Annotated in this window: 7 protein-coding genes; 4 read left to right on the forward strand and 3 right to left on the reverse strand. The window is 63.5% G+C overall.

Going from position 1 to position 9861, the window contains the following annotated elements:
* Positions 1 to 50: 50 nt before the first annotated feature.
* Positions 51 to 1169: an alanine dehydrogenase gene (gene ald / locus ACSBQT_RS17620; protein ID WP_410710040.1), complete on the reverse strand. Its 1119-nt coding sequence runs from the start codon at positions 1167 to 1169 to the stop codon at positions 51 to 53.
* Positions 1170 to 1488: 319 nt separating this feature from the next.
* Here ald and ACSBQT_RS17625 point away from each other — a divergent pair, with 319 nt between their 5' ends.
* Genes ACSBQT_RS17625 through ACSBQT_RS17635 form a run of 3 tightly spaced genes read left to right on the forward strand, consistent with a single transcriptional unit; the run spans position 1489 to position 6096 of the window.
* Complete coding sequence (locus ACSBQT_RS17625) at positions 1489 to 1692, forward strand: hypothetical protein (RefSeq protein WP_410710039.1); 204 nt, start codon at positions 1489 to 1491, stop codon at positions 1690 to 1692.
* A 4-nt stretch (positions 1693 to 1696) separates the two neighbouring features.
* Positions 1697 to 3055, forward strand: coding sequence for a type I glutamate--ammonia ligase (gene glnA, locus ACSBQT_RS17630; RefSeq protein WP_410710038.1), 1359 nt, complete (start codon positions 1697 to 1699; stop codon positions 3053 to 3055).
* Entirely contained in the window at positions 3055 to 6096 is a 3042-nt protein-coding gene (locus ACSBQT_RS17635; RefSeq protein WP_410710037.1) for a bifunctional [glutamine synthetase] adenylyltransferase/[glutamine synthetase]-adenylyl-L-tyrosine phosphorylase, read from the forward strand. Before glnA (ACSBQT_RS17630) ends, ACSBQT_RS17635 begins: the two co-directional genes overlap by 1 nt.
* Positions 6097 to 6169: 73 nt before the next feature.
* On the opposite strand, the gene ACSBQT_RS17640 is transcribed toward ACSBQT_RS17635, so the two are convergent.
* Positions 6170 to 7636 carry a mycothione reductase gene (locus ACSBQT_RS17640; RefSeq protein ID WP_410710036.1) on the reverse strand — a complete coding sequence of 489 codons (1467 nt, stop codon included), beginning with the start codon at positions 7634 to 7636 and terminating at the stop codon, positions 6170 to 6172.
* 150 nt (positions 7637 to 7786) lie between these two features.
* Positions 7787 to 9211, reverse strand: coding sequence for a type I glutamate--ammonia ligase (gene glnA / locus ACSBQT_RS17645; protein ID WP_410710035.1), 1425 nt, complete (start codon positions 9209 to 9211; stop codon positions 7787 to 7789).
* A gap of 143 nt (positions 9212 to 9354) precedes the next feature.
* On the opposite strand from glnA (ACSBQT_RS17645), the gene ACSBQT_RS17650 reads away from it, so the two are divergent.
* Positions 9355 to 9795, forward strand: coding sequence for an RDD family protein (locus tag ACSBQT_RS17650; protein ID WP_410710034.1), 441 nt, complete (start codon positions 9355 to 9357; stop codon positions 9793 to 9795).
* The last annotated feature ends 66 nt before the right edge of the window (positions 9796 to 9861 follow it).

Consider the following 9861-nt stretch of genomic DNA (forward strand, 5'->3'; position numbering starts at 1 on the left):
GCAACCTCGCGCGAGGTTGCTGGGCCGCCGTCAGGTAGTAATAGGGTTTTTCAGTTGGCTAGGGCGTGGGCCACGGACACGGCTTCGTAGCCGAACGCCTCGGCGACGTTGTCGTTGGTGACATGCCCGTTGTGGATGTTGAGGCCGCGGGCCAGGGCCGAATCGTTCGACAGCGCCTTGTGCCACCCCTGATCGGCGATCTTCACCGCAAACGGCAGAGTCGCGTTCGTCAGCGCCGCCGTGGCCGTGTTCGGCACGGCACCGGGCATGTTCGCCACGCAGTAGTAGACCGAGTTGTGCACGGTGAACGTCGGATCATCGTGCGTCGTCGGTCGCGAGTTCTCGAAGCAGCCGCCCTGATCGATGGCGATATCAACGAGGACGGAGCCCGGCTTCATCCCGGAAACCATGTCATCGGTGACGAGCTTCGGCGCCTTCTTGCCCGGGATCAGCACCGAACCGATCACGAGATCGGCCGAGGCCAGAGACTTCGTGATCTCGTACTTGTTCGACACCTTCGTCCCGATGGCACCGGCGAAGGTCTCATCGATCTGCCGCAGGCGCGGAATGTTGATGTCGATGACTTCGACGGTCGCTCCGAGACCGAGGGCCATGCGGGCGGCGTTCGTCCCGGCCACACCGGCACCGATGACGACGACATTCGCACGTTCGACGCCGGGGACCCCGGAGAGCAGGATGCCGCGACCACCGTTGGCCTTGAGCAGACTGTGTGCGCCGACCTGAGTCGACAGGCGACCGGCGATCTCGCTCATCGGCGCCAGCAGCGGAAGACCGCCGCCGTCGGGCTGGACGGTCTCGTAGGCGATGGCCGTGGTTCCGGCCTCCATCAGAGCCTTCGTGAGTGCCTCATCGGCGGCGAGGTGGAGGTAGGTGAAGAGAATGAGATCCTTGCGCAGGAACCCGTATTCCTGGGCGATCGGCTCTTTGACCTTGAGCACGAGATCGCCGGCGGCCCAGGTGGTGGCCGCGTCGGGGGCGATCGTCGCTCCGGCTGCCTCGTATTCGGCATCGATGATGAAGGAGCCTTCGCCGGCTCCCGCTTGGACGGTGACCTCATGGCCGTGGGCGACGAGTTCGTTGACGCCGGCAGCGGTGATGGCGACTCGGAACTCGTTGTTCTTGACCTCGGTGGGCACTGAAATGCGCATGTGTGTCCTTCTCTCCTGGTGATGTGCCGCAGGGGCGGAGGCGGCCGACCTCTCCGTCGGCCGTCGATGGTGTCAACTCTATTCCTTTGAAGGTTTGGAGAGCAAACCTTTAAATCTGTTTTCGTCATCACAATTGCGAAATCAGTGAGTCTGAGTGCCAGATGCCGCGGAAACCATGGTTCCAGACGGAGATTGCGCGCAGCGAAGACACCAGCAGCGGCGGTTCCTGGGCCTGCGCGGCAGGTGCCGCCAGTTCGCCTCGTGAAACGGTAAGCTGAAACCGTCAATGCAGAACCCCGCTGAGGAGAGAAGGCTCGCCATGGGACTCTACGAAGATATCGACGATCCGAACTCGAAGTACTACTTCAACCTCGAGACGAACACCGTCGAAAAGGGCCTGGTCAGCGATTGGACCCACCGAATGGGGCCATACGAGACCGAAGAAGTCGCCCTCGCCGCCCTGGACAAGGCGCGAGAGCGCAGTCAGAAGTGGGACGAAGACGACGAGAAGTGGAACGGCTGAGTAGATGTCACGTCAGGAGGAATTCGTTCTCAGGACCGTCGAGGATCGTGAAGTGCGATTCATCCGACTCTGGTTCACCGATGTCCTGGGACAACTGAAGTCCGTGGCCATCGTCCCCGCCGAACTCGAAGGCGCCTTCTCCGAAGGCATCGGATTCGACGGCTCGGCAGTCGAAGGGCTGTCCCGGGTGTTCGAGGCCGATATGGTGCTCAAACCCGACCCCTCGACGTTCTCTCTGCTGCCCTGGCGCGGAGAGACCGAACCGACCGGGAGGATGTTCTGCGATGTCCATGTGCCCGGGGGAGAGCCAGCGCCGGCCGATCCGCGCAACGTCCTCAAACGCACTCTGGCCAAAGCCGCCGAACGCGGCTTCACCTTCTATGTGCATCCTGAGATCGAGTTCTACCTCTTCAAGACCGACAATCTCGACCCTGTGACCGGGATCAGCGACGGCACAGCGCCGATGCCGGTCGACACAGCAGGCTACTTCGACCATGTCAACGGGGGAACGGCCAATGACTTCCGCCGCGAAGCAGTCACCATGCTCGAAGCCATGGGACTGTCGGTGGAGTTCTCCCACCATGAGGCCGGACCTGGTCAGAACGAGATCGACCTGCGCTACGCCGACGCGCTGACCATGGCCGACAACGTCTTGACGTTCCGGTCGGTCATCAAAGAGGTCGCGATCTCCCAAGGTGTCTACGCTTCGTTCATGCCCAAGCCGATGGCCGATCAGCCAGGCAATGGGATGCACACGCATGTCTCCCTGTTCGAGGGCGAGAACAATGCCTTCTTCGAACCGGGGGCCGAATATCAGCTGTCGAAGACCGGCCGACAGTTCATCGCCGGACTGCTCACCCACGCCGCCGAGATTTCGGCAGTGACCAACCAGCACGTGAACTCCTATAAACGTCTCTGGACCGGCCATGAAGCTCCGTCGTACATTTCGTGGGGCCACCGCAACCGTTCTGCTCTCGTACGGGTCCCGCAGTACAACTCCGGAAAGTCCTCGTCCGCTCGTGTCGAGTACCGTGCGCTGGATTCCTCCGCCAACCCGTACCTGTCGTATGCGCTCATACTCGCAGCGGGACTGAAAGGGATCGAAGAGGGCTACGAACTGCCTGAAGAGGCCGAAGACAACGTTTGGCTGCTCTCTTCCACCGAACGGCGGGCGATGGGGATCGAGGCGCTGCCGCGCAGCCTGTCCCATGCCCTGGAGCTGATGGAGGGATCTGATCTCGTCGCCGAGACCCTGGGGGAAGAGGTGTTCGACTTCTTCCTGCGCAATAAACGGCAGGAATGGGCCGACTATCGCGCGCAGGTGACTCCATACGAGCTCGCGAAGCACTTCACCTCGATGTGATGGCCCCAATCACCTCACGCACGACCAGCGTCCCGGAGGCCACCGCTCGGTTCCTCCACGAGCTCGATGAGCTCCTCGGCGTCCCTCTGGCCACTGATTCGCGGTTCGTTGATCTCCTCATGGCAACCCCGGACCCGCATGGAGCGGCGCTGGGTCTGTTGCGCGTGGTCGAGGCCGCGGGGGAGGGTTCCGCGGCCCTGCTGGACGCAGTGAGGACCGGATCGAAGAGCGAGCTGGCCGAGGATGAACTCAACCGCCCCCTCCTGGCCCGGCTCCTCGCGGTCGTCGGCACTTCGGAGGCGATGGTCGACCATCTGGTCCGGCATCCCGACTCCCTGCCGGTGCTGCTCGTCCCCGACCCGTTCCTGCTGATCTCCACGCCTGCCGCCTCGGCGGTGTCCCTGAGATCAGAGATGCTCTCGGCCCTCGGCGCGGACCCCGAGGATCCGGCTCCGCGCGCCGCGGTGACCGGAGATGACGGGGTCAAGGCGCTGCGACGGACCTATCGAGATGCGGTGCTTCGCCTCGTCGCCGATGATCTGTCTGCGGAGTCTCCGGACGAAATCGTCGACCATGTCATGGCTGTCCTCTCCGACCTTGCCGCCGCTGCCCTCGACGCGGCCCTGGCCATCGCACGAGCCGAACTCGACGAGGCGGCCGACATCCGACTGGCGGTCATCGCCCTGGGCAAGACCGGTGCACGAGAACTCAACTACGTCTCCGATGTCGACGTCGTCTTCGTCCTCGACTCCGCCGAGACCGAAGGTGCCAGGAGCCTGGCCACCGATCTCGCCCAACGTATGCGCAGCATCCTTTCGGACGCCGGAGGCGAGCCTGCACTGTGGGAGGTCGACACCGCACTGCGTCCTGAAGGAAAAGCCGGAGCCCTCGTGCGCACGCTGTCGGAATTCGAGCACTACTATGCCGATATCGCCGAGAACTGGGAATTCCAGGCCCTCCTCAAGGCCCGACCCGTCGCCGGCAACAGCGAGGTGGGACAAGCCTTCGCCGAGTCTCTCCTGCCCTTGGTCTGGCAGGCGGCCAGCCGTCCCGGCTTCATCGACGGAATCCGGGCGATGCGTCGCCGCGTCGTCGACCTCATCCCGGCGCTCGAGGCCCCACGCCAGATCAAACTGGGTCGCGGCGGGCTGCGGGACGTCGAATTCTCCGCTCAGATGCTCCAGCTCGTCCACGGACGCAACGACGAAGACATCCGCACCCCGAATACACTCGTTGCTCTCCGTGAGCTAGGAGAACACGGCTATATCGGCCAGCAAGATGCATCTGTCTTCTCCACCGCGTACCGCTTCATGCGCGTCGTCGAACACCGCGTCCAGATCCCGAGGATGATGCGCAATGCGCTCATTCCCGACGATGAGGCCAAGCTGCGAACGTTGGCCCGTTCGGTCTTCCGGTCAGGTTCACGGACTGGCGACCGCCTCGAACAGGCTCGCCGCGATTATGCGAAGCAGGTCACCCGCCTCCATGAGCAGATCTTCTATAGGCCCATCCTCGAGGCGGCCGTCGGCGTCCACGGAGCCGTCGTGGACGCGCAGAAACGGGGTTCGAGCCTTCAGGCGGCCGCCGAGCGTCTCCAGGCTTTCGGATATGTGGACCCGCAGGGTGCTTTGAGCCATATCAAGGCCCTGACCACTGGGATGTCGCGCACTGTCATGGTCATCAAGCAGGTGCTTCCGGCGCTGCTCGACTGGTTCTCCGACGGTGTCGAACCCGATCGAGCACTGCTGGCCTTCCGACGACTCAGCGAATCGCTGTCATCGTCCGGGTGGTTCCTCAAGATGCTCCGCGACTCCGGCCTGGCCGCCAAATCGGTGGCCGAGGTCCTCTCCATGTCCGGGTATGCAACGGAGCTTCTGCTGCGCCAGCCCGCCGCCGTCGCCTGGCTGGACCGTCATGTGAATCTCGAAGCTCGTGACCTCTCGATCCTCAACGCCGAGGTCGACGGGCTGCTCAAGCGCCATGGCGCCGATGCGGTGACTCCGATCCGCGAGACGTACAGCCGCGAACTGCTGCGGATCGCTCTGCGCGACGTCCTCAACGTCGGCGAACGCACCGAGATACCCGGTGATCTCTCCGATCTCATGGACTTGGCGGTCCGAGGGGCCCTGCAGGCAGTGCGAATTGACCTCGACGGTCCTGACACTCCGGACTACGAATTGGGGATCATCGCCATGGGCCGATGGGGCGGACGGGAGATCGGCTATTTCTCTGATGCCGATGCGATGTTCGTCTACCGCCCCGTGTCAGACGATCTCGACGCCGAGGCACGCGGGAAACTGAGCAAACACGTGACGAAGGTGGTGCTCCAGCTGTCATCCCGACTCAAAGCCAGCGAAGGAGCCCAGGGGGTCGACCTCGATGCTGATCTGCGGCCGGAAGGCAAGAACGGGCCGTTGGTGCGCAGTCTCTCGTCCTACCAGGCCTATTACGCGAAGTGGTCCCAGCCATGGGAGGCACAGGCGCTGCTGCGGGCGCGCCCAGTGGCCGGCGATGACGGTCTCTTCGAGGCCTTCCTGGCACTCATCGATCCGCTGCGCTATCCGGAGGAGATGCCGCAGAAGGCGTTGACACAGGTGCGCACGCTCAAGGCGCGAATGGAAGACGAACGGCTGCCCCGCAATGCTGATAAGCGGCGGCACCTCAAACTCGGCCGAGGCAGTCTCTCCGATGTCGAATGGACCGTGCAGCTTCTGCAGCTCCAACACGCCCATCGGGTGGAAGGCCTGCAAACCACCTCGACTCTGGCGGCTCTCGACGTGGCCACGCACGAGAACCTGCTGCCGGCTGACGACGCCGACCAGCTGGCGGCGGCCTGGCAGTTGGCCACCGATGTGCGTTCGGCCGTGATGCTCTTCCGCGGACGCATCGCGGAATCGTTACCTGCCGATTACACCGAGCTCGAAGGCACGGCCCGACTCCTCGGCTATCCGGCAGGGGCAGGACATGACCTCGAAGACGACTATCTGCGCACCACCAGGCACGCACGTTCCGTGATGGAACACCGCTTCTACGACTTCTGACTCGACGGCGGCGACAGCCGCCGGCGTGCGGACCCTCTCGGTCATGGGACGAATCGGCAGTCGGCGGATGTCCTCAGTCGTCGAATTCGAGTCCGAGCAGGGCGTTCTCAACGACCTCGGGCAGCGCCGGGTGGATCCAATACTGCCCCGTGGCCACCTCGTCGGCCTTCTGCCCGAAGGCCATGGCCTGGATGAGCGGTTGGATGAGCATCGACGATTCGTGCCCGACGATATGGGCGCCGAGGATGTGCCGGGTGCTCCGATCGGCAATGATCTTCACGATTCCGGGGTCATCGGCCATCGCCCAACCGTAGGCGACATCGGAGAACTTCTGCACCTTGACAGTGACGTCGTGTCCGGCCCCAGTGGCCTCTGCTTCGGTCATGCCCACATAGGCGACTTGCGGGGAGGAGAAGACGGCACCGGGAACAGCGTGGTGATTGACTGCGGCGAGGTCGTTCGCCCGAGCACTGCCGGGCGACCCTGCGGCAACGTCTGCGGCCAGATTGCGGCCGACGATCTTCGCTTCGTGGTTGGCGACGTGTTTGAGCTGATGGGGTGAGGAGATGTCTCCGAGAGCGAATACTCCGGGTACGGGCTGACCGGCCGAGAGGACTCTTTGGTGCTCGTCCACGGACAGGCGATTGCCGTCGGTGATGTCGAAACCAGCGGCCTCGACATCGAGCTCGGCGGTGTTGGGTACCCTTCCCGTGGCTACGAGCACTCCGTCGGCGGTGATCGTCTCCGGAAGGTCCGCCTCGACGAGGCGGCCGCTGGGTTCGATGGTCAACGTGACTTCGCCGTCGGCGATGTCGATCTGCTTGGACCGGGCACCGTGGAGGACGGTGTGGGTGGAGTCGAAGACCCGAGTGAATTCAGCGGCGGCCTCCTGATCGATATTGCCCAGGAGGCGAGGACCACGGGCCAGGACAGTCACCTCGGTGCCGAGTGCGGAGAAGACGTGGGCGAACTCCATGGCGACGATTCCGGAGCCGATGATGATCAGGCGTCTCGGCTGTTCAGCGCGGCGCATCACGGTGTTCGAGGTGAAGACCGGGTAGTCGTCGGTGTCGACGCGGACGGTGTCGAGTCCGGCGATGTCGGGGATGATCGGGTGTGCGCCAGCGGCGATGACGATGCGATCGGCGGTGATCTCCTCGCCGGAGGCGGTGCGCACGGTCTTCTGCCCAGTGAAGTGAACATGTTCAGCGACAACGGTGATATTGGGCTGGCGGTCGCTGCTGCGGTACTCGCGTCCTCCGGACTCGATGGCGTCGATGCGCGAGAAGATGCGGTCCTGGAGTCCGGCCCAATCGACCTTCGGGTGAGTCGGGGTCAGGTTGTAGCGATCGGCCTGGGTGGACTGCTCGGCGAGAGTGGCGGGAAAGACGAACATCTTCGTCGGGATGCACCCGACGTTGAGGCAGGTGCCGCCGAAGTGCCATTCCTCGGCGATGGCGGTCTTCAGGCCCGCGAAACGCTTGTCGAGGAACATATTTCCCGAACCGGTGCCGATGAGCAGCAGGTCATAATGCGTCAAAGTCCATCCCTCCGATGGTGCGTGATCCGACCGGCCGCGTGGGCGGCCGCAGAGCCGAAAGGGCGCCACAGGTGAAAACCCGTGACGCCCTCACTCTATTCCCCTCGGCTGCAGGATCTCAGCTCGGCTGAGGTCGGCCGCCGGCCGAGATCAGAGTGCGTAATAGAGCTCGAACTCCGTCGGTGTCGGACGCAGGCGAGCGACATCGAGTTCGTTCTCACGCTTGATGCGGATCCATGTCTCGATGAGGTCGGGGGTGAACACGTCCCCGGCGGTGAGGAAGTCGTGGTCCTTCTCCAGCTCGATGAGAGCCTCGTCGAGGGTGCCGGGGACGAGCTTGATGTCCTTGGCCTCCTCTGGCGGGAGTTCGTAGAGGTCCTTGTCGATGGGCTCCGGGGGCTCGATGCGGTTGCGGATGCCGTCGAGTCCGGCCATGAGCTGCGCCGAAAACGCGAGGTAGGGGTTCGACGAGGGGTCGGGTACGCGGAACTCGAGGCGCTTGGCCTTCGGCGAGGAACCGGTCACAGGAATGCGGATCGCGGCCGAACGGTTGCGTGCCGAGTAGACGAGGTTGACCGGAGCCTCATAGCCGGGCACGAGTCGACGGTAGGAGTTGATGGTCGGGTTCGTGAAGGCGAGCACGGCGCCGGCGTGCTCGATGAGGCCGCCGATGTACCAGCGGGCGAGGTCGGAGAGCCCGCCGTAGCCGTTCTCGTCGTAGAACAGGGGCTCGCCGTTCTTCCACAGCGACTGGTGGCAGTGCATTCCCGATCCGTTGTCGTCGAACATCGGCTTGGGCATGAAGGTCGCAGACTTGCCGTTGGCGAACGCAGTGTTCTTGATGACGTACTTGAAGTCGAGCAGCTGGTCGGCGGCGTGCTGGAGGGTGTTGAACTTGTAGTTGATCTCCTGCTGACCCGCGGTGCCGACCTCGTGGTGGGCCCGTTCCATCTCGAAGCCGATCTGCTCGAGCGTCAGCGACATCTCGTCACGAATATCAGCGAAGTGGTCCTGTGGAGACACGGGGAAGTACCCGCTCTTGTGCGGAGTCTTGTAGCCGAGATTGCCGCCGGCCTCATCGGCGCCGGTGTTCCATGCTGCTTCCTCGGAGTCGATGCGGTAGAAGCTGTTGCCGGGAGTGTTCTCGTACTGGACGGAGTCGAAGAGGTAGAACTCCGCCTCGGCGCCGTAGAAAGCCGTGTCGGCGATGCCGGTGCTCTGCAGGTAAGCCTCGGCTTTGGCCGCGACCTGCCGGGGATCACGGGAGTACGGCTCGTCGGTGAAGGGGTCGACGATCGAATGCGTGACGACCAGAGTCTTCGCCTCCCGGAACGGATCGATGTAGGCGGAGGTGACATCGGCGAGCAGTTTCATGTCGGACTCGTGGATGCCCTGGAAGCCTGTGATGGAGGACCCGTCGAAGAGCAGACCTTCGGTGATCTCCTCGGCGCCGTATGAGGCGGCGGGGAGGTTGAAGTGCTGGACCACACCGGGCAGGTCGCAGAACCGGACATCGACGAATTTGACGTCATTGTCCGATATGTAGTTGACGAGTTCTTCAGCAGACGAGAACACTTAGGTCTCCTAGTTCGTGTACGGTGGCCGTTTGTCCTGACCACGGTCAATCCTAGTCGCCGAAGAATGAAGTGGTGATGTCGACCATGTTTCGGGCATGTTTCCTGAGGATCCACTCAGGCCGGATTTCGTAGGCTGGGGGAGTGATCAATCGTGACGACCTTGGTTCCTGGCTCGAAGGACCCCGGTTCGACAGGGATGACGACGACTGGCCCGGAAAGCGGCTGGGTCTGCCTGTCAACGGCTCGCATTCTCTGGCTCCGGCGTGGAAGCGAATCCTCGCCCTGCTCGTCGACTGGCTGATGTGTCTGGCGATCGCCAATCTCATCGATCCGGCGAATCCGATCCTCGCGCCCGCGTTCTTCGCCCTCGAGAATTTCGTACTCGTGGGCACTCTCGGCTATTCGGTCGGCCATCGCCTCTTCGGCATCGAGGTCCGTCGCCTCGACGGTCACGTGCCGGGACTGCTCAAGTCGCTCATCCGCTCAGTCCTTGTCGTGCTCGTCATTCCGGCGCTCATCTTCAACCGCGACAACCGCGGAGTCCACGATCTCGCAGCAGGCACAGTCATCCTCCGCCGCTGACCCCAATTACTACCTGACGGCGGCCCAGCAACCTCGCGCCAGGTTGCTGGGCCGCCGTCGGGTAGT

The sequence above is a fragment of the Brevibacterium sp. H602 genome, assembly GCF_051172395.1.
In the GTDB taxonomy this organism is placed as follows: Bacteria; Actinomycetota; Actinomycetes; order Actinomycetales; family Brevibacteriaceae; genus Brevibacterium.